Genomic DNA, 20,585 nt, shown 5'->3' with positions numbered 1-20,585 from the left:
ATCACCGACAAATACTCCTGGCGCTCCGGCGACACCCCCCTGCTCTTCGACGGCAACTTCAACAAAAAGCAGGCCTACACCTCCGTCCTCGACGCGCTCAATGGCGGCACCTCCACTCCCCCGCCTTCGGGTGGCGGCGCGATCAAGAGCGCGCAGTCGGGCCGGTGTGTCGACGTGGCCGGCGCCTCGCAGGCCAATGGCTCGCAGGCACAGATCTGGGACTGCAACGGTCAGACCAACCAGCAGTGGTCCTCTACCAGTTCCAGTGAGTTGCGGGTGTACGGAAGCAAGTGCCTCGACGTGAACGGCGGCGGCACCGCCGACGGCGCCAACGTGATCATCTGGGACTGCAACGGGCAGAACAACCAGAAGTGGCGCTTCAACTCCGACGGCACCATCACCGCCGTCGGCGCGAACAAGTGCCTCGACGTGTATAACAACGGCACCGCCAACGGCACCAAACTCGTCATCTGGTCCTGCAACGGCGGCTCCAACCAGCGCTGGACCCGCACCTGATCCACCTCGCGGCCCGCCTTGCCCGGCGCCACCGGCGCCCGGCGAGGCGGGCCGATGCCATGGCCGCCCCCGCGGATGGTGTACATCTCTGTGGACACCGCACTGGACGCTAAGGCAGGACGGGTTCGCGGACGCCCGCGCGCACGCCGAGGTAGGCGAGGACGCCGAGGGCCGCGCACATCACCCAGACGGCGCCGCCCACGTACTCGAACAGGGCCGTGCCGATGGTCGGGCCGAGGGCCCAGCCCGCTGCTTGGCAGGTGGAGAGTGCGCCTATGTAGCGGCTGCGGAGGATGGGGTCGCAGCGGCCAGGGCCGGGTAGGCGCCGATGCTGGGAGCGCTGATGATCTCTCCAAGGGTCCAGACGACGGCTCCGAGGATGAAGATCCATGGGCCGAAGGGGAGGCCGAACAGGCTCAGGCCCACGCCCAGGAGGAGGCAGCCGGTGGCGACGGTGGTTCGCATGGGGAAGCGCTGGATGAAGGGGGTCAGGGGCAGTTCCACGAGGATGACCAGCGCGCCGTTGATCGCCACCAGTGCGCCTAGAGAGCGGTCGGATAGCCGCGTTGTTGCACTTCGAGCGGTAGCGTCGAGTGGTACTGGGCCTCGGCGACGGCCGTGATGAACATGCCGGCGAGGAACAGCAGGTAGCGTCGGTCCCCCAGCAGATCCTTGTGCCGGAGGCGTTGCCGCACAGGTAGGAGATGAGGTCGCCGCCCAGCCGGCCGTTGATCTCGATGAGTTCCGGGCCCTTGTCGGTGAGCTTGAGTTCGGTGTGCGTGGCGCCGGTCGAGTAGCCGATGGCGGTGTGGACCTGGGTGAGGAACGTGGTGATCGCGGGGTCGGCCAGCAACGGGTCGGCGGCGTGTGTCCAGTGGCCGGTCTCCTCGAAGTACGGCGCGTAGCCCATCTCCTTGTGCGAGACGAGGATAGGCATGACCCGGCCGTTCCTCACGACCGAGTCGACGGCGATCTCCTGGCCGGTGAGGTACTCCTCGATCAGGACGGAGCGGTCCGGGGATCGCAGGTCGGCGGCCGGGAGGCGGTGCGCGGAGGGGAAGTGGCCGGCCAGCTCCCCTGCGTCGTGGATGAGCGCGACGGCCTGGCTCGCGACGCCGCCTCTCGGCTTGATGACGACGGGGTAGCCGAACTTGGCCGTCGGAGGTCGCGAGCACGAGCCGGTCCACCTCGGGCGCGCGGACGCCGTGCTCGCTCAGCACCTTGGCCACACAGTCCACGATGTACGGGGTGACCGGCCCGGTCATCTTCCGGTACGTGCCCGTCCCCATCGCGGCGAACGCGGTGTCCGGCGACACCGCGCGCCACAGGTCCTCGAGCCCGGGGATGTCCTCAGGACGGCCTTCGGCGTGACCGGTTACGCAGGCGAAGGACCCGATGGCTTCAACCCCGGCGCGGGCCACCTGCGCATCGCGCTCGTCCACCCGCAGGACCGCACCCGCGAGGCACTGACCCGCCTACGCCGGGTGCTCATGAAGCCTTGACCACCAACGACCAACAGGGGAGCTGACCAGATGAGCGGCGGTCTCATCGGATGGATCGACGTCGAACGCGACCTGACGGAGCGGGCGGACATCGTGCGCGCCCCCCAGCACACTGAACCGCCAGAAGAGCGCCTACCCCCTCCAGAACCCGTCCCACGAGAAAGCCCTGGTACACGAGGTGATGCGCATAACGAACGCCGGCGACTCCCCCTGCACGGAATGTTCGACACCCCCCGCCTCAACGACCTCCTGCGCCAGATCGACACCGGCCAACTGAACGCACAACTCCCCGGCGGCGCCAGCGCCGCGCAACTCCTCGTCCAACTCGTCGAACTCGACGCCTGGATGCGCGATCACCGAGTGACCCTCTCCTGACCCGCCGCGGCGCGGGGAACCGTACGGTCGTGCGATCGCCTCAGGCCGGCCGCGATGTGTTCCCATCAGAAGCGAGCGCGTCGGGCCGGCAGCCATGACGTCAGCGGCGTCACGGTACCGATCAGTGAGAAAGGCCTGTCGATCTGGGACTACTTCCAGATCGACAGACCTTTGCGTCCCCGATTAGAGTCCCGCCTTCTGCTGTTGACTGGACTAGATCGTCCAAACGTCGTGACGCGCGGCACCCGGCGAGGTCGCCACCGAGGCGAGCGCCACCGGGCCGTTCCGGGAGGCCGAGCCGGAGCACCAGGACTACCTGGAGCGCTAACCCCACGGCTACACCTGCCACGTCGTCCGCTCCGGCTGGAAGCTCCCCCGCCGGGACGCCCGGGCCGCCGGCCGACCTGAAGCCGCCAGACGCGCAGGGCAGTACCGTCACGTGACCGAGCGCACCATTCAGGGGCGCCCTGTACCATGATAACGGACTATATAGTCCAAATACCATAGTCGACCTGCGTCGCAGGGCGCCGGTCGTGCATCGGCTCAACGGCTCTGACGCTTGGAGGTGATATGCCGCTCCTTCGACGCCCGCGCTCCGTCCGGGCTCGGTGCACCCTCATCGCGGCGCTGTTCGCGGCCGGCATCCTGGTGGCACTCGGCGCGACGCTGAACCTGGCGATCCACTCCCACATCCGGTACGAGACCTTCAGCCAGGCCGAGCGGGTGGCGAGCCTGTGGAGCCCGATCGCTCGCGGCGGCACGGTGCCGCAACCAATACCCGCCCACCCGCCCATCGACCTCATCCAGGTCGTGGACATCCATCACCGGGTCGTGAACTCCAGCCGGGAGGCCTCCGCGACCGTACCGCTGAGCAAGCTCCGGCCCCCGCCCAACGCCCGCTTCCAGCCGCACCGCGAGTGCCCGGCGGACGGCCGGTGCATCCTGATGCAGGCCATCCGCCTGACTCCGGCACCGGACGCGGGCGTCGTCTACGCAGGCGTTCCGGAGCCGGACCTGCTGGCCACCCATGAGCTCGAGTACGCCATCGCGGCGGGGGTCGTCCTGGTCACCGGGATCGTGGCCTGGACCGCATGGGTGCTGGTGGGGCGCTCGCTGCGTCCCGTCGAGGCGATCAGGGCCCGAATCTCGCAGATCACGGTGAGCGACCTCAGCCTGCGCGTCCCGGAACCGGGGGGCGACGACGAGATCAGCCGGCTCGCCACCACCGCCAATCAGACCCTCGGTCAGCTTGAGGGCGCAGTGGAACGCATACGCCGGTTCGCCTCCACGACCAGCCACGAGCTGCGCAGCCCCATCGCCGGGCTGCGCACGCAGTTGGAGGAGGCGTTGCTCTACCCGGACGACGTCGACACCAAGGACGCACTCCGGAGCGCGTTGACCACCGCCGGCCGACTGGAGGCGATCGTCAACGACCTGCTGCTGCTCGCCCGTCTCCGGGCCGCCGATCCGCTGCCGCCGGCGAAGATCGATCTCGGCCGGCTCGTCGCCGCCGAGGTCAGCGCGCGGTCCTCGTCCGTGCCGATCAACGTCAACGCGCCCGCCGGGCTGGAGATCCGCGGCTCGCGCCTGCAGCTGATCCGCGTACTGGAAAACCTCCTGGCCAACGCTCTGCGGCACGCCGAGTCAGCCGTGGAGGTCACCGTCGAGCCGACCGACGACGGGGTCGCGGTCACGGTGGCCGACGACGGGCCCGGCATCCCGCCGGCCCACCGTGAACGCGTCTTCGACCGATTCGTCCGCCTCGACGACGGCCGCCGCCGCGACCCGGGCGGGAGCGGGCTCGGCCTGGCCATCTCGCGCGACATCGCTCACACCCACCGCGGCACGCTCACAGTCGAGGACTCGCCACGTGGGGCCAGGTTCGTGCTGTGGCTGCCGCTCATCAGCGGAGGTCCTTCCACGGCACATCAGGGGCAGGCGCCTGACGCGCATCAAGAGCCGCGTTCACCGATGGGCCGATCGGCCGGACGGCCCGAGTCGGGCTTCGGCCCCGAGCCGGTGGGAGTCGCATCATGACAACCTGCGCTGGAACCCATTGCCGAACAACCTGCACTCGGCACGAGACCTCGTCCAAACGGCGGGACGAGGTGGTCCGCCTGGAGTAGAGGCGCGACGACGGAATCCGGCCGCTGGACGACCTGGTCCAACTGCTCGCCGACGGCGATGAAGCCGGACGGTCGGCGGTTCGCGCGGGCATCGCGGCATTCGAGTCGCTCCCGGCAGGCGGAATCACCCGGATTCGGGAAAGCAGCGAGCTGCGGCGGATGCCGATCCTGAGAGGCTCGCGACCAGCCTGACGGCCCCGCTACAGGGTGGTCCGCTTCTCGCCCGCACCACCCGCGACGTGCGGCGGTTGGAGGTGGCCCTGGACACAGCCCTCGGCTACGTCCGCGCAAACGGCCGTCACGCCGTGAGGAACGACTTCACGTGGTCGAGCGCCATATCGAGGGCGACCTCCATGGGCTTGATGTCATGAGCGGTCTCCGCGAGCAGGTACCCGCCTTGCAAGGCCGCCATCAGACCCGTGGCAAGCTTCTCCGGGTCGGCGTCCGGCTTGAGCACCCCGCTGTCCCGCATCCGCCCCAGGCCGGCGGCGAGCAACCCTTCCCATTCCACGAACGACTCGGCGAGTGTGGCGCGGGCCTGGTCGTCCTGGTCGGCGAGCTCGCTGGCCAGCGAGCCGAGCGCACAGCCGTAGGCGCCCTTCCGCAACGAGTTCTGCTGCACCAGCGCGTCGCGCCAGCGGACCAGGCCGCGGAACGACTTTAAGCGCTGAAGGTTGCCGCGTTCACGCTCGAGGACCTGCGCGGCGCGCGCCGCGACGACGGCGCGGACCAGTTCCTCCTTGTCCGGGAAGTGGTTGTAAAGCTGAGATTTGCTGGTATTGCTCGCGGCCCGGACGTCGTCCAGCGTGGTCGCGTTCACTCCCTTCACGTACATCAGCTCGACAGCGGCCGCCACGATGCGCGCACGGGTGGCGGTCCCACGTGGCGTCATCCTCTGCCCCGGCTGTGCGTTCTCCGGCCTGCTCACAGTCCTCAGGCTACCCCGTCTGATCGCAGCCGCCCTATGGACCACATGGTCCCGCTCGACCACGGTTCTCCTCTAGGCGGTCGATTCCGCGATGTTGGCGTCAGTGGTCGACCGCCGGTCAGGCCGGTGGTCCAGGGGTGCCAGATGCCTTCGATCATGGCCGGCGGGCGTTGCGCGACGCGGGCCGAGCCGCACGGACGCGTCCCGCCGCCACCCATGCCTCCACCAGTACGACCCTGGACCATAACGTCCACGCTTCCTCGCGTGACATCGAGCTGCGGGTCTCCGTAGCCATCGGTGATGAGGTGAAGCAGCACATCAGACGGTCGTGGCGGTACGCCCTCGTCCGGCCGGGTGCATCTACGCTGATACCATGATGGACGATATAGTCCATAAAATGTCCATGGCGTGGCGGCCGGGACCGCATACAGGGAGGTGTCGGGTGAAGGCGATCGTGGTGACGGACCAGGCCGCGGGAACCGCCGGGATGACGCTGGCGAAGCGACCCAGGCCCGAGGCGGGGATCAACGACGTGCTGGTCGAGGTTCATGCGTCGGGGTTCACCTGGACCGAGTTGGAGTGGCCCTCGACCTGGGCCGACCGCCTCGGCCGTGACCGGACGCCGTCGATCCCGGGCCACGAGGTGGCCGGAGTGGTCAGCGCTCTCGGTTATGGGACGACGGGGCTGTCGGTGGGCCGGCGGGTGTTCGGCCTCACGGACTGGTACCGCGACGGCACCCTGGCGGAGTACGCGGCCGTCGAGGCGCGTAACCTCGCCCCACTCCCGGGCGACATCGACTTCACGGTGGGCGCGAGCGTCGTGATGCCGGGTCTGACCGCGTGGCAGGGGCTGTTCGAGCACGGCCGCCTCCAGGCGGGGCAGAGCGTCCTCGTGCACGGTGCGGCCGGCGCGGTCGGTTCGATGGCGACGCAGCTCGCACGCGAGGCCGGCGCCTACGTCATCGGCACCGGACGCGCCGCCGGCCGGCAGACGGCGCTCGACTTCGGCGCGCAGGAGTTCCTCGACCTCGAGAACGACACCCTGGAAGATGCCGGCGGAGTCGACCTGGTGTTCGACGTCATCGGCGGCGACATCGGGACGCGGTCCGCAGGCCTGCTTCGCCCCGGAGGAACGCTGGTGACCGTCACCGGGCCGCCGGAGGCGCGGCCCGCCGACGGCCTGGCGATCGACTTCGTCGTCGTGTCCGACCGCGCTCAGCTGGGCGAGATCGCCCGGCGCGTGCGGGACGGACGACTGCGGGCGAACATCGGCGACATCGCGACCCTCGACGACGCCGTCGCCGCCCTCAACCCGACCGAGCGGGCCGAAGGGAAGCCGATCATCCGCGTTCGCCCATAAGGACCCGGCGACGCGATCGCCGACGGCAGATCGGCACGGCGAGCTCGGCGTCCCCCGTCCAACCGGTGGAGCGGTCCTGGCACATTCCGCGCTCTGTGCTGCTGAGGGGCCGGGTCCTGGGCGGTCTGCTTCGACCGCGTTCTGCAGGAGGCGATCAGAACACCATGGTGAGCAGGTCGGTGAACAGTTCCTGTTCGTCGATCTCGAGCCCGCGGTTGGTGAACCACGTGGCCATGTTGTGACAGTCGCGCATCAGGAAGTCCATGCCCTTCGGGTTGCCCACGATGTCGACGACCTGGGGCAGATCGATCATCACGACCCGCTCGGCCTGCGCGAGGACGTTGTACGGCGACAGGTCGCCGTGCGCGAGCCCCGCGCGGGCCAGTTCACGCATGCCGTTGCGGAGCTGCTCGAAGTACACGCCGAGCAGCTCCTTCGACGGCCGGACCTGGGCGAGCCGGGGCGCGGCACCGCCCTCGCCGTCGTCGATGAACTCCATCAGCAGCTCGGTGCCGTCCACCTGCACCGGATACGGCACCGGAACGCCTGCCTTCCACAGCCGATTGAGGGCGTCCCATTCGGCGTACGCCCACTGACCGGCCGCGACGCCACGACCGTGCGAGGTCTTCTTCGCCATCGCCCGGCTGTCGCGGCTGTTGCGGGTACGACGGCCTTCGACGTACGACGTACTGCGGTGGAAGGACCGGTGTTCCTCGGTGCGATACCGTTTCGCGGCCAGCAGCGAGGACTTCGCCGGGTTGTCGCCGATGGCTTCGACGGCCCGTTCGAGCAGGAAGACGTCGGCTTCCTTGCCGGTTTTGAGGACGCCGAGCTCGGTGTCGATCGCAGCCTGTTCCGTCACAACCCACGAGGGGCGTGGTTCTGGGCCGCGAGACCCGCGCTCGACCTCCAGCCAGGTGGACCATCGCTGATCCCGGCCCAGCTCTTCGTCGACCGGATGAAACTCCAAGACGAAGGCGCCGGCCGGATCTGATCGAGACTCCTCACCGGTGAGATCAGCCCGGCGGGAGTGGAGGTCGGAAGAGGAATCAGAGAGTTCGTACTCGGAAGACAACGGGTGTGCTCCTGAACAAAGAGGTCGGACTGATGCGGACATGCCGCAGCACAGTGATGGCCATCCGTCAGCCCTCCTTAGTCCAGGCAGCGTTCGCCGCCGCTCGATCAACCCAGCATGCCCGCCCGTTCCGGCCTCCGCAACGCATTTACCGGAGGCGGGACCGCGCGGTCGGGCACCCGAAGCTCCCGCACCGGCTTCATGGACCGGCATGCAGGCTTCACTTGTATCTACCGGGACAAATACGCAGATTTCTGACACTGCACCTCGCAGCCTTGGCCGATGCCGTGAATCATCCGGCTGACCGCGCATCGTGCCTTTTGCCGTCGCGGAAACAGTGACGGAGCAGCGTCCCGCGCTTGAGTCAGGGTCGGCGGGAGCGCCGAGCTGCCGGGTACGGGATCAGGCCTTCTGGCGCTCGCCGCACGAGGTGCGGGCGACCAACGTAGGCGCGAAGACCAACTCGAGCGGCCCGCTGGGGCGGTCGACGACGAGTTCGCCCGCCTTCAGGCCCATCTGGTAGGAAGGCTGGGCGATCACGGTGATCCCGAGCGCGGTGGCCCACGGAAAATCGTCCATCGTCACGAACGCGATGTCGCCGGGGATGGCGATGCCGCGAGCGGTGAGGGCCGTGTGGACCGCGACGGTGAGCCGGCCGGTGGTGCAGACGATCGCGTCCAATGGCTCGCCGCGATCACGGCCACGGGTGAGCAGCGTGTCGACGGCACCGCTCACCTCGTCTTCGGTTTCCGCGACCATCACCGCGTCCTCGGGCAAGGACAGCCCCAGGTCCGCGAGGGCCCGCCTCAGCCCCGCCGTGCGCTCGATCTGAGACGTGCGGCGTCCCGAGGACACGACGCCTATGGACGACCGCCCGCACCCGGCCAGATGGACGGCCATCAGCCGCCCGGCCTCGACGTTGTCCAAGCTGATCGAGTGCATGCCGGGCGGCGCGTCCAGCACGGAGCGCGCGATGATCACGCAGGGGGTGCCGTTCTCGGCCATCCGGCGTGTCCGGCCATCGGTCGCTTCGCCGGTCGTCACGATCAGGCCACGCACCCTCTGTTCGTCCATGGTCCGCACCTGGGCGACCTCGCGGTCGACGCGACGGAACGTGTTGGCGAGCATGACGAGGCTGTCGTTCGCGGCCGCCACCTCGTCGATGCCGCGGATCAGGTCCAGGTAGAACGGGCTGCTCAGGTCGCGGATGACGACTCCGATCGTGCTGGAGCGTCCGGCGAAGACGCCCCTGGTGAGCGCGTTGGGGGTGTACTCGAGACGAGCGACCGCTTCCCACACCCGGGTGGCGGTCGCCTCGGTGACGGCGCCGCCGTTGAGGACGCGGGAGACCGTGGCCGTGGACACGCCGGCGTCCGCGGCGACGTCGCCGATGGTCGCTCGTTTCACCATGATTCTCCCGGTCCCCCCAGCAGTTCCGGCGCCGGTCAGGCGGCGACGCGCCGACCGGCTCTCGCGACGATCTCGCCACCGACCATGACGATCCCCACGTGGTGGAGCTCCGCAGGGTCCGTGAGCACGAGGTCGGCGATCGTTCCCGGCAGGACACGGCCACGCCGCGGCGCCACGCCGGGGATGGCGTCCGCGACGTTGGCGGTCGCCATCCGGACCGCCGCCGGCAGACTCACCACGCCCGCCTTGATGGATCGGTCGATCGCCAGCAGGATCGGGTCGTGGTGGCCGCCCGCGTAGTCGGTCGAGATCGTGTCGACCACCCCCGCGGAAAACATCGCATAAAGCAATTCCGGCCCCGTTGTGAGCCGCTGTGCCCCGAAGGTGTCCAGGGTGGAGACATCCACGATCGCACCCATCTCCTTGAGCCGTCCGGCGTGCTCGACCGCCTCGCGGAGCTCGAAGCTCGAGTGGTTGGAGTGCCCGGCGATCAGCGTCACGTCCGTCTCCGCGATGGAGGCGACCTGGGTCATCGATGCCGCCGCGTTGTGCACCAGCACCGGGACGCCCGCCTCGCGAGCTTGCCCGGCCGCCTCGGCGAGCCCGTTCAAGGCGATGTCGAAGGCTGGCAGCACGATGCCAGAGACGATCTCACAGGTGTCCTCGACCGAGAGCGTGCCAGTCAGGCCCGCGCTCGCCAGGGCCTCCTCGACACGGTCCCGATCGAACGCCTTCTTCGAGATGTGCCGGCCCAGCACCGCGGTCTTCAGCCCGTCCGCCTGCCGGGGTGTGATCTTCACGCCGGTACGTCTTTCGACCTCGGCCGGGATGTACATGTAACTCGCCCCGCCCCCACCGAGAGTGTGTCCCGCCCCGATCTCGCCGAGCGCGACCGCGCCGGCGCGTACCGCGTGCCGCGCGGTGAACATGCGGTTCGCCTCGGTGAGGCCGCCGCCGTCGGCGATGGTCGCCGCCGCCAGGCACGCCGGGGTGTTGCACGAGGCGAGTTTGACGTTGATCGGGTGCGCTTCACCGGTGCACGCGAGCGCTTCGGCGGTGACGAACCCGTCCACGCAGAGCACCGTGGTCGTCCCCTCCAGCAGGTGCCGGTCAAGGTTGGCGAGGACCTGCTCGTGCGGCAGGCCCACATGTCCGCTGGGAAACAGCGGTCCGTACGCGGTGCCATGTGTGTGGTTGTTGATCAGTCCGGGGATCATCAGCATTCCGGCCGCGTCAACGATCTCGTCCACCGTGCCGTAGGCGTCAGCCGGTCGCGCGGGAACGATCTCGCGGACGGTGCCCCCCGCGACGACGATGTCGACCCCGTGCCGTGGATCCGTGCCAGTGCCGTCGACCAGGTCGCAGCCATGCAGGACGATCGTGCGCATGATCACTCCGTTACCGGGCCGCCAGTGCCGGCCGCTCGAACCGGAACGCGGCCAGCGCGTCGTCGTGGTCCTCACCGAGCACCTCGCCGGCGACCAGGTCGCCGGCGTGCACGCTGAGCGTCGCGCCGCTGTGCGAGACCGCGAAGTGGAAGTTGGGCAGCGCGACGACCCGGCCGAGTACCGGCAGGCCGTCGCCGGGGATGGGGCGTTGACCGACCCGGACGGCCTCCACGGTCGAGGCTCGCAGTCCCGGGTACAGCGCACGACCGGCCTCGACCACCTTGTCGACGGCCGACGGGTCGACGCTGATCTCCCCGGTGCCGGACACGTGCGCCGTGCCGTCGATCTCATGGGTGTGCAGCAGCAGCCGCCCGCCGCCATCCGGGCGTAGGTGGACGTGCGGGGCATGGATGACGCGCGAGACCGATACCGCGACCGGTGAGGAGGAGACGAGCACACCGCGGGTGTTGCGCATGGGCAGAACCAGTCCGGCCAGCGCGGCGACCCCGGCGGCCTGGGGTCCCGCACAGTTCACGACCGCATCCGCGAGGAGCCGCCGACCGGAGGCGAGCCGTACGGCGCGCACCGTGCCCGCGGTCACCTCCAGTCCGTTGACGGCGTCGTTCGCCACCAGTTCGGAACCGCCGACCACCGCGCTCGACAGCAGGTGGGCGATCAGGCGCACCGGCTCGATCCAGCCTTCGCGGGGGAAGTAGGCGATCTCGCCTGCCGGCAACTCGGCGGGGTCCATGTCCGGTTCCAGGCCCAGCGCCTCCGCTCGGCTGAGCCACCGTGCCTCGTAACCGTAGTCGAGGACGCCCGCGACCTTCTTGCGCAGTTCCTCGCGGCCGGCGTCGTCGGCGGCCCATTCGAGGTTGCCGCCCTCGTGGTACCAGTCGCCATGGGGCACGTCGGTGGCCAGCTTGCGATGGGCCGCCATACTCGCGACGCTGAGATCGTGGTACGACCGCGGCTGCTTGCCGCAGGAGTTGATCCACGAGAACGTCGCACCAGAACTGCCGGCCGCCGGTGCACCGGCGTCAACGACCGTGACACGAGCGCCCCGCCGCGTCAGCGCGGCGGTCACCGCCGCACCGTAGACGCCGGCACCGATGACGACCACATGCTCGACCATGCTGATCGGTCTCCCTCGTCTCTCGTGGGGCTTGCTGGGTCCTTTCGGATGTCGCCGGTCTCGGCGCTCATCGTCTGAGCCGGGGCGGATGAAAAGGAACTGATGACCTCGGCTCGACGGCTTACGCCCTCCCGAAGTAACTAGTTACAGTAACTAGTTACAAAATAGGCATACGCCGTTCCGCGTGTCAATCGAATCCGCCCCGCACGGCCTTCGAAGACATGACGGCGCCGGTCCGCCACTCACTCCAGCACCACCTGCGAGACTCCCTACGACATCCAGCTGGTCAAGAAACCGGCAGTGCGATGCTGTCGATCGCGGCGCCGGCGATTCGGTTCCTGGTCTTCGCGTCGATCCCTGCCTTGGCGAGTGCTTCGAGCCCGCGATGCGTGGTGAGGATCAGTCCGCCGAGCACCTCTGCGTCGGCGGCCGGATCCACATGCCCGGCGCGCTGCGCCTGCTGGACAAGCCGGCGGCAGCTGTCGAGCAGCATTTCGTACGCCGCGAGTGACCTGGTCGCGATGGCGTCGTTCTCCGACGCCAGTTCGGCCGTGGCCTTGGCCAGCAGACAGCCAGGCCTACCAGTGTGGTCGTCCGGCGCCGTGAGCCATTTGCGGAGACGGTCGAGGGCCTGGTCCTCCGGGCCTTCGAGCAGGGCGGCGGCGTCCTCGTCGGAGTTCGCGCAGTACTCCTCGAAGATCCGCTGGAACAGGGCCTCCTTGTCGCCGAACGCGCCGTAGAGGCTTCCCTTGCTGAGCCCTGTCGCGCGGGAGAGATCGTCGACCGAGGTGCCGTGGTAGCCGGTTTCGTTGAACTGCCGGCGCGCAGCGGCCAGGACGTCTTGCTCGCTGAATTTCCGTGGTCGCCCCATGCCTCCATGGTACGTCGTTCTGAACTACCGGTCCAGAACTTCTGGACGATCGGTCCAGAACCCATTATTGTGGACCGTATGTTCAGAACTAGCACTTCACCCGACACCACTGAGTTCGCAGGAAAGCGCGCGATCGTCACGGGAGGCACTCGCGGGATCGGCGCGGCCATCGTGCAGCGGCTGCTCGACGGCGGCGCGACCGTCGTCACCACGGCGCGTAACGCCTCCGACGAGACGCCGAAGGCCGCCACCTTCATCCAGGGCGACATCGGCACTCTCGCAGGCGTGCAGGCATTCACTGCGGCGGCGCTCGACGAACTCGGCGGCGTCGACATCGTGGTCAACAACGCGGCGGCGGCACGCGCCCACATCGGGGGCATCTCATCCATCCCCGATGACGAATGGACCGACGCACTCGACCTCAACTACCTGTCCGCCGTGAGGGTCAACAACGCGCTGCTGCCGGCGCTGCGCGAGGCCGGGCCGGGCAGCGTGATCGTCAACATCTCATCGGGAGCGGCCCTCACGCCGGCGCCGCCATTGGCTCACTACGCTGCCGCCAAGGCCGCCCTCAACACCTACGGCAAAGCGCTCGCTTCCGAGCTCGCGCCTGCCGGAATCCGCGTCACCACGATCATCCCCGGCAACGTGCTCACCCCGGGTGCCGACGCGATCCGCCAGAAGTTCGCCGACGCGATGGACGTCCCGCTCGCCGCCACCACAGCGGGCATCCCTCTGGGTCGTCCCGGAGACCCGCGCGACATCGCCGAGGCCGTCGCCTACCTCGCATCGGACCGGGCTCAGTGGGTCACCGGGGTAAGCCTGACAGTCGACGGCGGTGAACTCCCCGTCATCTAGCTCTTGCCTGGACCTTCACGCCACGAGTCTCGGCCGATCTGCTCGAACAGCTCGACCTTGGTGAGCGCCACCAACTCCCCCCTCGGGATGGTGGGGTCCGGCACCGGAGGCGCCGGACCCCAGGCGGTCACTGGCGCATGGTCAGACGCCAGGTCTGGTAAGTGCCGTAGTTGCATTTCAGCGCGTACGCCGTACCGTTGGAGCCGGCGTCGATGCAGAGCGGGCCGTCGGACGGGTTCATGAACTGGACGTTGTTGTAGTTCGGGCCGCGGGCGTCGAGCCCCTGAGCGTCGTTGAAGAGCGGATCGCCGACGCAGTCGCGCATCCGCAAGGTGTCCCACGCCCCCTTGAACAGTTCGATGCAGAGCTTGGTCTGCATGTTGCGGATCTGGACGACGTTGTAGTTCGGGGTGGCCGGCCCTGCGGCCGGGGCGCGGGCCGTAGTTCCCCTTGATCTCCCAGGTCTGCCAGTTGTTCCCGGCCTGGCACGGGTTGGTGTACAGCACCTGGTAGTTGGCCCCTTGCCCCGTGGACGATGTCCGATGCTGAAGCGGCCCTGAGCATCTCCGGTGACGGAGAGGCTGCTGCCCCGGTAGGCGGTCTCGTCCAGGGGCGGGTACGTGGCGACGAAGAAGGAGCCCTCATCGCGGATCGTCCCCGCTGCCCAAGAGCCTGGCCCCCTTCATCACTTACTCCGCCCGGGCCGGACCGCGCGGAGGTCCGTTCACGGCGCAAGAAAACCCGTCCGCCCGCGACGGCATGTGCACCTCCTCATCAAGGATCCATCAGCGGCCGGAGCCGCCTGGGATGTGCTGGGACGCGTGGCCGTCGCCGTACGCCGAATCCGCGCTGAAAGATTCAGAGGGTCTGCCTGGCAAGTTTCTCTGCTTACGGGCGTTTCAGGTCGGCGTCGATGACAAAGGCGATGGTCATAGGGGCAGCGGACCAGTCGGTGAGAGGGCGAGGCCGCCCGCGTGGGGTGACGGTGCCGAGGGCGGGTGGACCGAGACGTGCCTCATCTCTAGGTTATGTTTCTAGCCGATCAGCCGGAAAGTTTCCGTTCTGAGACGGTTCGACGGGTCGGGCGGACCGCTCCTCATCAACGGAGAGTCCATGGCGCGCACGAGGCCCAGTACGCGCCGATCGTCTCCATATACCTGTCCACATATCTGGTCGTCCGATGCCGGTTCAGCAAGGAAGTACTGATCGGCGCCGTCAAGGTCGACATGGAGGGAGAGCGATCGTGAAACCGCCTGGCTCACGAAAAGTCCACCTGCGGATCGGCGACCCGACATCTGATCGAACTGGGACACCGTCGCATTGCCATGATCGCCGGCCGTGACCGGATTCTGTGCTGCCGAGCCAGACTGGACGGCTACCGCTCGGCCCTGGAAGCCGCGGGCCTTCGCGTGGGCACCGACCTCGTCGTACACGCCGAGCTGACCAGACATGACGGACGAGTGGCCGCGCTCCGCCTGCTGCACTGCCCCGAACGACCCACGGCGATCTTCGAAGCCGGTGCCGTGTCGCCCACGTTCGCGGGTGGCGTCGCCGTCGCCGATGTCCTCCTCGCCGCCTCCGTCGCCGCGGTGATCGCCTGCAACGACGTGATCGCCCCCGCCGGCCTGACGGGCAGGGAAACGCACGGATTCACACCGCTGACCCGCTGGGATCAGTCCCTTTCGGGAGGAGGGAATCGATGACCGGTTTCTGATGCGAGTCGCTCAGCGCTCCATGCCCTCCCCACAACAAGGAATCCCCGTGAAGATCAAATCTCTGGCGAAGCTATTGATCAGCACACTGCTTGCCGTCGGCGTCGGCGTCGGCGCGACCGCCCTCGTGGTGCCGGAGTACGGCGCGATTGCGGCGACCGGCCCGGCCGGCAACGACTCGGCCGGCCTGGCAGCCGGCGGCTGCGTCGCCGATCCCGCGCTGCCGGGCGCCACGAAGAGTTCCCTTTACACCGTCACGGCGGACGGCTCCCCGCTGTACGTCGAGAAGATGACCAAGTTCGCTCCCGAGATGCAGGTGCACTACGCGCACTGCTCGATGGCGGCGGGCACCGCCAGGCTCTCCGTCACCGTCGCCCAAAGCTTCAACTCCTACACCGTCAGCCCCAAGAGTCGGAAGCTGGCGGTCACCAGAAGCGGCAACACCATCACCTTCGACAGCGGCCCGAACTACTTGATCGTCCAGTTCGACTCCGCAGAGCTGCTGTTCATCCTCATTGACGCACCCGAGTCCGCTCCGCCGCACCTGGGGGACGCCAACGTCAAGAGCCTGGCCGACTACGGGGTCGACAACACCGGGGGGACACTCGTCACGGCCAAGATCCAAAGTGCCATCAACGCCGCGTCGGGAGCGACCCGCAATATCCTGTACGTGCCGGCGGGCAAGTACCTGGTCGGCGAGCTCTGGCTGAGAAGCAACATGACGTTGTATCTGGCCGCCGGTGCGGTCCTCTACGGCTCGAACAACAAGGCGGACTTCAACACCGGCAGCGGCGGGGTGAACATCGAGGGCATGCAGCATGCTTCCCTGCGGGTGTACCAGGTCAGCAACGCGAAGCTGCTGGGCCGCGGTGTCATCGACGGTAACGGGAAGTCGCTGCGGGCGCAGGGCTTGAATCTGGCGTTGCTGAAGATCGAGCAGAGCTCGAACATCGAGGTCGACGGCCCGATCGTCCGTGACTCCAGCTACTGGAACACGCTCGTCTACCGCAGCGACAAGGTCACCATCAAGAACTACAAGCTGATCAACTGTCGGCCCACGACGGGTTACAACAACACCGACGGTGTGGATTTCGACGAGTCGACCAACGGCCTGTTGTCCAACGCCTTCCTCTACACCGGTGACGACAACATGGCGACCAAGAACGAGGACACGACCGCCGGTGCGATCGACACCAAGAACGTCGTCCACGAGCATGTCGTCTGTTACAGCAATTCCGGCTGCGCGAAGATCGGCACCAAGACGGAAGGGCGGTCGATGGACGGGGTCGAGTTCCGTGACATCGACGTGGTGAAGGCGGGACGCTCGATGGTGATCGACGCGGTCGACACGGCCGTTGTCTCGAACACCCGGTGGGAGAACATCAGGGTGGAGAACACCGACAGCCTGATCGACCTGGAGGAGGACCGGCCGCCTTCCTGGCGAACCGTGCAGAACACCGCGACGATCCGCGACGCTTACTTCACCAACGTCTCCTCCGACGTGAAGAAGGTCGTCAACCTGCACGGTCGTTCGTCGGCCGTGAACATCAACGGCGTACATTTCACCAACTTCACCGTCCAGGGCAAACCCGTCACCAGTTCGACCGACGCGGACGCGAGCTGGAACATCAACTCCTACGTCTCCAACATCACCTTCTCCACGGCCCCGACCCCCACGCCGTCGCCGACCCCCACACCCTCACCGACGCCCACACCGTCACCGACCCCCACGCCCTCGCCGAGTCCCACGCCGTCACCGAGCCCCACACCCTCGCCGAGCCCCACTCCGTCGCCGAGCCAGTCCGGTGCCTGCGAGGTGGGCTACACGATGAACTCCTGGAACGACGGGTTCACCGCCAGCATCCACATCACCAACCGTGACACATCAACGATCAACGGTTGGACTCTGGCGTTCACCCTTCCTGGCGGGCAGACCATCACCAGCGGCTGGAACGCCACCTACACCGGCTCCAGCGGTCAGATCTCCGCGCGCAACGTCTCGTACAACGGAACGCTGGCAGCAGGCGGATCCACCGACATCGGCTTCCAGGCCACCCATACCGGCAATACCGGCAAGCCTGACCAGTTCGCCCTCAACGGCGTCAGCTGCGCCATTTCCTGACGGGAACGTCGGGTCACCGATGGGACCTCGGCCTGCCCTGCCGCAGGCCGGGGTCCCACCGGCTCACCACGCACACTCCGGCCTACAGCCCTTGGTCGACGGCAGAATGCCGATGAACGTCCGGAAGAACTCTCCCGGGGGAGTCCGAGCGGCGCCGTCCGGCAGCAGTTCTCCCGCGTACTGGACATGATCGGCGAACGGTTCCCACGCCGCCGATCTGTTGAGGCCGACGATGACGGTGGAGCCTTTGTTCCCGGCCACGTCCAGCGGCGGCGGCAGGTCGCCGAACAGGTCCCAGGCCACGAGCACGGCGATGAAGGTGGCGGCGATGACAAAATTGGCCATCACTAGCTACTTGCCCCTGAAGAAGGGTTCGAGGTAGGCACTTCTGACCTCGGCAATCACAGCGCTGGGAGGCTCGGCCGGTTGAGAATGACGTCGATGTCGTTCCCGCCGGAGGTGGTAACCGGTGCTGCGTGTCTCGGGGCAACAGATCGCGTTGTGGGAGACGCTGCTGCCGGAGGAGGTGACGCGGCTACCGCAGGAGCTGGCCCGGATCGACGCCTACCTTGATGATGAGCGGTTCATTGCACCCTGGAGAGGGTTGTTCCACGCCCGGCTGGGCCGCCCGTCGGTGCCGATCTCCTGCCTGGTGCGAATGTTGTACCTGAAACACCGCTACCAGCTGGGCTATGAATCGCTGTGCCGGGAAGTCGCCGATTCCATCAGCTGGCGTCGCTTCTGCCGCATTCCACTGGATGGGCGGGTGCCGCACTCAACGACGTTGATCAAACTGGTCCGGCGGGCGGGACCAGAGGTGTTCGACCAGCTCAACACTGCACTGGTGGGCAAGCTGACGGAGGACAAGCTACTGCGAGGACACAAGCTGCGCATCGACACCACCGTGGTCGAAGCCGACATCGACCACCCCACAGATGCCGACCTTCTGGAGCACGGGGTCCGAAAACTGGGTGGGCTGGTACGGCGCATCAAAGCGGCGGGCGCGGCGATCCGGACCCCGTTTCGCAACCGCAGCCGCTCAGCGGGGCGCCGGTTGAAGCAGATCAGCCGCACCCTGCGGCGGCGCACCGGCCAGGCGCTGGGGGAGATCGATCGGCTCACCGGCGAGATCGCCGGCATCGCGGCCACGACGTCGGCGCAGGTGGCCCAGGTGATCCGCAATGCCCGCCGTGCCCTATCGCGTCGGCCCTCCAGGCGGCTCGCACGCCTGATCAACGATCTGGAGCAGACGGTGTCGGGCACCGGTCGGCTGCTGGCTCAGACCACGCAACGCCTAGCCGGCAACCGCACCATCCCCGACCGGATGGTGTCGCTGGCCGACCCCGATGCCCGTCCGATCCGCAAGGGCAAGCCCCAGCACCCGACCCAGTTCGGTTACACCCTGCTGGTGGCCGAAGACGAACGTGGCTTCATCTGCTTCCATCGGCTGAACAAGGGCAATCCCAGTGATGCTCCCCAACTTGTGCCGGCTGTCGAGCAGGTCATCGAGCGGACCGGCCGTGTCCCAGCCACCGTCGTCGGCGATCGCGGATTCGGTACCGCGGCAGCAGACAAGGCCCTGGCCGAGTTGGGGGTGCGGCACATCGGCCTGCAGCGTGGTGGCACCCTCAGCAAGTCCCGGCGTGAGTACGAGCACACCCGCAGCTTCCGGCGGATGCGCAACTGGCGGGTGGGAGTCGAAGCCCGTATCAGTCACCTCAAGCGGACATTCGGACTCCGCCGGACCCGGCTACGCCGTCTCGGAGGCGCTCAGACCTGGGCCGGGCTGGGGATCTTCGCCTACAACCTGCAGCGGATGGCCGTGATCGGCGGCTGACTACCGGCTGCCGCTCCGGCAGAGCCGACACCCAGCCAACTCGATCAAGCCTCAACCGACCGGCAAGATCCGCCCGAGCCTCAAAGCCTCTTTTTCAGGGGCAAGTAGCTATAGCTAGGCAAAATGACTCAAGACGGCAGGTCCCCGGCTGCGGGTGGTGTAGCCACACGCGATGAGCCGGCCGACATAAAGAAAGGTCTGTCGGGACGACAGGATTTGAACCTGCGACCCCTGACCCCAGGAAGTGGGAGTAGGCGTTTCCGCAGCTCAACGGCATTTAGACAGCTTCGAACAGCGTCCGCTGACATGCGGCTTGTTCGGCTGGACGCATAACGTGTGGTCCCCATCTGGTCCCCGTCCCTACAGAGGCTGTAGATCTCTGACGCTGCACCTCGCAACCCTGGACCGATGCTTTGAGTCATCGAGCCGGCGATCACGGGCGAGATTCTGCTCGCCGCGATGACCGCCGTCACCCTGACAACGACGGCCCGGCTGTGACCGGCGTGTGGTCGCTGGCAGGCTGGACCGGTGACCCTCGACCTGCTGCCGACACTGTCGGCCGCATCGCTGGCGGCGTTCGCCCTGGCGCTGCTGTCCGCGGTAGCCGGGTTCGGCGGCGGGGTACTGCTGCTGCCCGTCTTCACCGCCCTGTTCGGGCTGCGCTTCGCCGTCCCGATGCTGACGCTCACCCAACTGTCCAGCAACGGCGGCCGGGCCTGGCTCAACCGCCGCGAACTGCGCCGGCCGCTGGTCGGCTGGTTCGCCCTGGGCGCCGTCCCCCTAGCGGTCGCCGGCGCGCTCGTGCTGGTCCACGCCCCGCTCAGCCCCTTGAAAAGGGTGCTCGGGGGGTTCCTGATCGGCGTGGTGATCTGGCGGCGGCGGAACCCCCACACCGCCAAGCCCCGCGACCGGGCCTTCATCGGCGTCGGCGCCGCCTCCGGGCTCGGCTCGGCTCTGCTCGGCTCGGTGGGCCCGTTGACCGCCCCGTTCTTCCTGGCCTACGGGCTGACCCGGGCGGCCTACATCGGCACCGAAGCCGCGGCCGCCCTCACCATGCATCTCACCAAGATCGCCGCCTACGGCGCCGGTGACCTGCTCACCAGCCGCGTCGTTCTTTACGGCGCCGTTCTCACTCCGGCCACCCTGGCCGGCGCATGGACCGGAAAGAAGATCGTCGGACGGGTCAGCGACCGCATGTTCGTCCTGCTCGTCGAGATCGGCCTCGTCGCCGCCGGCCTGCTCTTCCTCGCCGGCCTGTGACATCTGTTCGGGACACGCCAGAGCCTGACCCGGTGCGGCTCGGTCCGATGTGGATCGTCAACCCGTACAGCCCCGCCCAGCTGATCAGGCCTGCCGCGTTCGTCGAATGT

The 20,585-nt window shown here is 67.9% G+C and carries 20 protein-coding genes and 2 pseudogenes; 10 read left to right on the top strand and 12 right to left on the bottom strand.

Features of this window, described 5'->3' with window-relative positions:
• The coding region (locus ABZT47_RS24830; protein WP_354846470.1) for a lectin at nucleotides 1-516 on the top strand (516 nt) is incomplete at its 5' end.
• Between the two features lie 273 nt (nucleotides 517-789).
• Here ABZT47_RS24830 and ABZT47_RS24825 read toward each other — a convergent pair.
• From ABZT47_RS24825 to ABZT47_RS24815, 3 genes and pseudogenes are all read right to left on the bottom strand, one after another.
• Nucleotides 790-1,050, bottom strand: a complete 261-nt coding sequence (locus ABZT47_RS24825; RefSeq protein WP_354846467.1) for a hypothetical protein — start codon at nucleotides 1,048-1,050, stop codon at nucleotides 790-792.
• Nucleotides 1,051-1,058: 8 nt separating this feature from the next.
• Nucleotides 1,059-1,211: a hypothetical protein gene (locus tag ABZT47_RS24820; RefSeq protein ID WP_354846464.1), complete on the bottom strand. Its 153-nt coding sequence runs from the start codon at nucleotides 1,209-1,211 to the stop codon at nucleotides 1,059-1,061.
• Nucleotides 1,212-1,234: 23 nt separating this feature from the next.
• Nucleotides 1,235-1,651: pseudogene (locus ABZT47_RS24815) on the bottom strand (ATP-grasp domain-containing protein); the annotation flags it as partial.
• Between the two features lie 232 nt (nucleotides 1,652-1,883).
• Here ABZT47_RS24815 and ABZT47_RS24810 point away from each other — a divergent pair.
• From ABZT47_RS24810 to ABZT47_RS24800, 3 genes are all read left to right on the top strand, one after another.
• On the top strand, nucleotides 1,884-2,018 hold the full coding sequence (locus ABZT47_RS24810; RefSeq protein WP_354846461.1) for a hypothetical protein: 135 nt from the start codon (nucleotides 1,884-1,886) through the stop codon (nucleotides 2,016-2,018).
• A 219-nt stretch (nucleotides 2,019-2,237) separates the two neighbouring features.
• Nucleotides 2,238-2,393: a hypothetical protein gene (locus ABZT47_RS24805; RefSeq protein ID WP_354846458.1), complete on the top strand. Its 156-nt coding sequence runs from the start codon at nucleotides 2,238-2,240 to the stop codon at nucleotides 2,391-2,393.
• A gap of 570 nt (nucleotides 2,394-2,963) precedes the next feature.
• The gene (locus tag ABZT47_RS24800; protein ID WP_354846455.1) at nucleotides 2,964-4,430 is read left to right on the top strand and encodes a HAMP domain-containing sensor histidine kinase; all 1,467 of its coding nucleotides are present in this window, start codon (nucleotides 2,964-2,966) and stop codon (nucleotides 4,428-4,430) included.
• Nucleotides 4,431-4,817: 387 nt separating this feature from the next.
• Here ABZT47_RS24800 and ABZT47_RS24795 read toward each other — a convergent pair whose 3' ends face one another.
• Nucleotides 4,818-5,447, bottom strand: coding sequence for a TetR family transcriptional regulator (locus tag ABZT47_RS24795; RefSeq protein WP_354846452.1), 630 nt, complete (start codon nucleotides 5,445-5,447; stop codon nucleotides 4,818-4,820).
• Nucleotides 5,448-5,889: 442 nt separating this feature from the next.
• Between ABZT47_RS24795 and ABZT47_RS24790 the strand changes: the two genes are divergently transcribed.
• On the top strand, nucleotides 5,890-6,807 hold the full coding sequence (locus ABZT47_RS24790) for an NADP-dependent oxidoreductase (RefSeq protein WP_354846449.1): 918 nt from the start codon (nucleotides 5,890-5,892) through the stop codon (nucleotides 6,805-6,807).
• A 154-nt stretch (nucleotides 6,808-6,961) separates the two neighbouring features.
• On the opposite strand, the gene ABZT47_RS24785 is transcribed toward ABZT47_RS24790, so the two are convergent.
• The 5 genes from ABZT47_RS24785 to ABZT47_RS24765 form a co-directional block, all read right to left on the bottom strand.
• Entirely contained in the window at nucleotides 6,962-7,924 is a 963-nt protein-coding gene (locus tag ABZT47_RS24785; protein WP_354846446.1) for an RIO1 family regulatory kinase/ATPase, read from the bottom strand.
• 360 nt (nucleotides 7,925-8,284) lie between these two features.
• Nucleotides 8,285-9,292: a LacI family DNA-binding transcriptional regulator gene (locus ABZT47_RS24780; RefSeq protein WP_354846443.1), complete on the bottom strand. Its 1,008-nt coding sequence runs from the start codon at nucleotides 9,290-9,292 to the stop codon at nucleotides 8,285-8,287.
• A 35-nt stretch (nucleotides 9,293-9,327) separates the two neighbouring features.
• Nucleotides 9,328-10,680: a hypothetical protein gene (locus ABZT47_RS24775; protein WP_354846440.1), complete on the bottom strand. Its 1,353-nt coding sequence runs from the start codon at nucleotides 10,678-10,680 to the stop codon at nucleotides 9,328-9,330.
• Between the two features lie 10 nt (nucleotides 10,681-10,690).
• Complete coding sequence (locus tag ABZT47_RS24770) at nucleotides 10,691-11,815, bottom strand: FAD-dependent oxidoreductase (protein ID WP_354846437.1); 1,125 nt, start codon at nucleotides 11,813-11,815, stop codon at nucleotides 10,691-10,693.
• 286 nt (nucleotides 11,816-12,101) lie between these two features.
• Nucleotides 12,102-12,686, bottom strand: a complete 585-nt coding sequence (locus ABZT47_RS24765) for a TetR/AcrR family transcriptional regulator (protein WP_354846434.1) — start codon at nucleotides 12,684-12,686, stop codon at nucleotides 12,102-12,104.
• Nucleotides 12,687-12,764: 78 nt separating this feature from the next.
• Here ABZT47_RS24765 and ABZT47_RS24760 point away from each other — a divergent pair, with 78 nt between their 5' ends.
• Nucleotides 12,765-13,544: an oxidoreductase gene (locus ABZT47_RS24760; protein ID WP_354846431.1), complete on the top strand. Its 780-nt coding sequence runs from the start codon at nucleotides 12,765-12,767 to the stop codon at nucleotides 13,542-13,544.
• Here the strand turns inward: ABZT47_RS24760 and ABZT47_RS24755 are convergent.
• Together ABZT47_RS24755 and ABZT47_RS24750 are read right to left on the bottom strand one after the other, a co-directional pair.
• Nucleotides 13,541-13,675, bottom strand: a complete 135-nt coding sequence (locus tag ABZT47_RS24755; protein ID WP_354846428.1) for a hypothetical protein — start codon at nucleotides 13,673-13,675, stop codon at nucleotides 13,541-13,543. The two genes, ABZT47_RS24760 and ABZT47_RS24755, sit on opposite strands and share 4 nt — an antisense overlap.
• Nucleotides 13,672-13,923 carry a hypothetical protein gene (locus ABZT47_RS24750; protein ID WP_354846425.1) on the bottom strand — a complete coding sequence of 84 codons (252 nt, stop codon included), beginning with the start codon at nucleotides 13,921-13,923 and terminating at the stop codon, nucleotides 13,672-13,674. Before ABZT47_RS24750 ends, ABZT47_RS24755 begins: the two co-directional genes overlap by 4 nt.
• Nucleotides 13,924-14,824: 901 nt before the next feature.
• Here ABZT47_RS24750 and ABZT47_RS24745 point away from each other — a divergent pair.
• Nucleotides 14,825-15,247 (top strand): annotated as a pseudogene (locus ABZT47_RS24745) (substrate-binding domain-containing protein); the annotation flags it as partial.
• A 58-nt stretch (nucleotides 15,248-15,305) separates the two neighbouring features.
• Nucleotides 15,306-17,378 carry a cellulose binding domain-containing protein gene (locus ABZT47_RS24740; RefSeq protein ID WP_354846422.1) on the top strand — a complete coding sequence of 691 codons (2,073 nt, stop codon included), beginning with the start codon at nucleotides 15,306-15,308 and terminating at the stop codon, nucleotides 17,376-17,378.
• A gap of 63 nt (nucleotides 17,379-17,441) precedes the next feature.
• Here the strand turns inward: ABZT47_RS24740 and ABZT47_RS24735 are convergent, their stop codons facing one another.
• Nucleotides 17,442-17,723, bottom strand: coding sequence for a hypothetical protein (locus ABZT47_RS24735; RefSeq protein WP_354846419.1), 282 nt, complete (start codon nucleotides 17,721-17,723; stop codon nucleotides 17,442-17,444).
• Nucleotides 17,724-17,847: 124 nt separating this feature from the next.
• On the opposite strand from ABZT47_RS24735, the gene ABZT47_RS24730 reads away from it, so the two are divergent.
• A complete protein-coding gene (locus ABZT47_RS24730) occupies nucleotides 17,848-19,215 on the top strand; it encodes an ISNCY family transposase (RefSeq protein ID WP_354846417.1) in 1,368 nt (455 codons plus the stop codon).
• A 528-nt stretch (nucleotides 19,216-19,743) separates the two neighbouring features.
• Nucleotides 19,744-20,475: a sulfite exporter TauE/SafE family protein gene (locus ABZT47_RS24725; protein WP_354846414.1), complete on the top strand. Its 732-nt coding sequence runs from the start codon at nucleotides 19,744-19,746 to the stop codon at nucleotides 20,473-20,475.
• Nucleotides 20,476-20,585 lie beyond the last annotated feature (110 nt).

The sequence above is a fragment of the Sphaerisporangium sp. NPDC005289 genome, from assembly GCF_040607455.1.
Classification (GTDB): domain Bacteria; phylum Actinomycetota; class Actinomycetes; order Streptosporangiales; family Streptosporangiaceae; genus Sphaerisporangium; species Sphaerisporangium rhizosphaerae.
Note: the sequence above shows the minus strand (reverse complement) of the source record. Positions and strands in the feature narration are given on the sequence as shown.

Excerpts from the sequence above, each read along its gene's own strand:
- ABZT47_RS24805 (WP_354846458.1), top strand. The coding sequence starts at position 2,238 with ATGTTCGACACCCCCCGCCTCAACGACCTCCTGCGCCAGATCGACACC.
- ABZT47_RS24800 (WP_354846455.1), top strand. The coding sequence starts at position 2,964 with ATGCCGCTCCTTCGACGCCCGCGCTCCGTCCGGGCTCGGTGCACCCTC.
- ABZT47_RS24785 (WP_354846446.1), bottom strand. The coding sequence starts at position 7,924 with ATGTCCGCATCAGTCCGACCTCTTTGTTCAGGAGCACACCCGTTGTCT.
- ABZT47_RS24780 (WP_354846443.1), bottom strand. The coding sequence starts at position 9,292 with ATGGTGAAACGAGCGACCATCGGCGACGTCGCCGCGGACGCCGGCGTG.
- ABZT47_RS24775 (WP_354846440.1), bottom strand. The coding sequence starts at position 10,680 with ATGCGCACGATCGTCCTGCATGGCTGCGACCTGGTCGACGGCACTGGC.
- ABZT47_RS24770 (WP_354846437.1), bottom strand. The coding sequence starts at position 11,815 with ATGGTCGAGCATGTGGTCGTCATCGGTGCCGGCGTCTACGGTGCGGCG.
- ABZT47_RS24765 (WP_354846434.1), bottom strand. The coding sequence starts at position 12,686 with ATGGGGCGACCACGGAAATTCAGCGAGCAAGACGTCCTGGCCGCTGCG.
- ABZT47_RS24760 (WP_354846431.1), top strand. The coding sequence starts at position 12,765 with ATGTTCAGAACTAGCACTTCACCCGACACCACTGAGTTCGCAGGAAAG.
- ABZT47_RS24750 (WP_354846425.1), bottom strand. The coding sequence starts at position 13,923 with ATGCAGACCAAGCTCTGCATCGAACTGTTCAAGGGGGCGTGGGACACC.
- ABZT47_RS24735 (WP_354846419.1), bottom strand. The coding sequence starts at position 17,723 with ATGGCCAATTTTGTCATCGCCGCCACCTTCATCGCCGTGCTCGTGGCC.